This window comes from Microbacterium sp. zg.Y909, from assembly GCF_024626565.1.
In genome coordinates, this window is sequence record NZ_JANJFJ010000660.1 from 1 (window position 1) to 1,259 (window position 1,259).

The window sequence follows — 1,259 nt, forward strand, 5'->3', positions numbered from 1 at the left end:
TCATCGCCGTCGTCGCCGGCGGCGGGATGGGGCTGCTCGAGACCGTCGGTGAGAACGAGCAGGGCACGTTGCTGTCCGACATCCGCGTCGGCGTGCTGGTGACCCTCGGCGCCGCGTTCGTGCTGCTCGCCTGCTCGGTGGGGGTGACCCAGGCGGCATCCGTGCTCGAGGACCGCGAGCTCATCGTGGGACTCGACCGGCTGGGCATGCCCGAGCAGCAGCTGCGCCGCTCGCGCACCCTCACCGTCTCGGTGCCCCTGCGCTGGGCGGCGCTGGGAGGCGCGGCCGTGGGGACGGCGCTCTGCCTGCCGATCGTGGGAATGACCGGCATCGTCGCGCCGGTTCCGATCCTCGTGGTGGTCCTCACCTTCGTCGCGGGCTTCGCCGCGGTGAGCCTCGCGATGGCCGCCACCGAGCCGCTCTCACGCGCGGTGCGCCGCAGCGCGGCGTGAGGCGCCGGGCCGACGTGGTTCGATGAGAGCATGACCGAATCCCCCGTGTCGATCTCGCTCACGCTCGACGGCGTCACCGAGCTGTCGTCGCAGACCCTGCAGGCCCTGTACCGGATCAACGGTCGGTCAACGGTCGAGATGCGGCGGGCCGCGGCATCCGCAGAACCCCTCTACACCTGCAAACTGTTCGGCAGCGACCACATCCACGTCGCACCGCGACTGGAGAAGACGGCCGCGTTCCTGCTCGAGCACGGCATCCCCTTCCGGGTGCACGAGCTGGCCGACGGCGAGCGCACCGAGATCTCGCTCGAGGTGATGCAGAGCATCCTCGGCGAAGCCTGACCGAAGACCGCACGAACGACGGCGCCGGTCCCCTGCGGGGGAACCGGCGCCGTTTGTCGCGTGAGGACTAAACGTCCTCGGGTGCGAGGTCGCCCTCGCCGTCCTCGCCGAGCTCGGCGATCACCGGGTCCTCGCCCTGCGTCTCGGGCTGCAGCCCGCTGGCCGAGCCCATCCGGCCGCCCACGGCAGCTGCCGCCTCCGGACCGGGGTCGCCGAAGCGCTCGTCGGCCTCGGCGGCCGTGCCCTCGCCGTCACCCACGCCTCCGTCGAAGCGGTCGTCGGGCTCCGAGACCACCTCGTCGGCGGACTGCGTCGCGTCGTCGAGCTGCTGGGAGTATTCGCCGCCGGAGAGCGTGTCGGTCTCTTCGGTGCTCGTGCTGCCGCCCTGCACCTTCTCCTCGTCACGGTTGTCCATGGTGACTCCTCTCCTCGTGCGGGTGCGGGATGCCGCTGCGCCCCGCCCTG

Annotated in this window: 2 protein-coding genes and 1 pseudogene; 2 read left to right on the forward strand and 1 reads right to left on the reverse strand. The window is 71.7% G+C overall.

Going from position 1 to position 1,259, the window contains the following annotated elements; genetic code table 11:
* Both NQ160_RS23910 and NQ160_RS23915 read left to right on the forward strand, forming a co-directional pair.
* Positions 1 to 452 (forward strand): annotated as a pseudogene (locus NQ160_RS23910) (permease); the annotation flags it as partial.
* 30 nt (positions 453 to 482) lie between these two features.
* Positions 483 to 794, forward strand: a complete 312-nt coding sequence (locus NQ160_RS23915) for a hypothetical protein (RefSeq protein WP_257517470.1) — start codon at positions 483 to 485, stop codon at positions 792 to 794.
* A gap of 67 nt (positions 795 to 861) precedes the next feature.
* Here the strand turns inward: NQ160_RS23915 and NQ160_RS23920 are convergent.
* Positions 862 to 1,259, reverse strand: a 398-nt coding sequence (locus NQ160_RS23920; RefSeq protein WP_306854165.1) for a hypothetical protein, incomplete at its 5' end; no start/stop codon positions are given.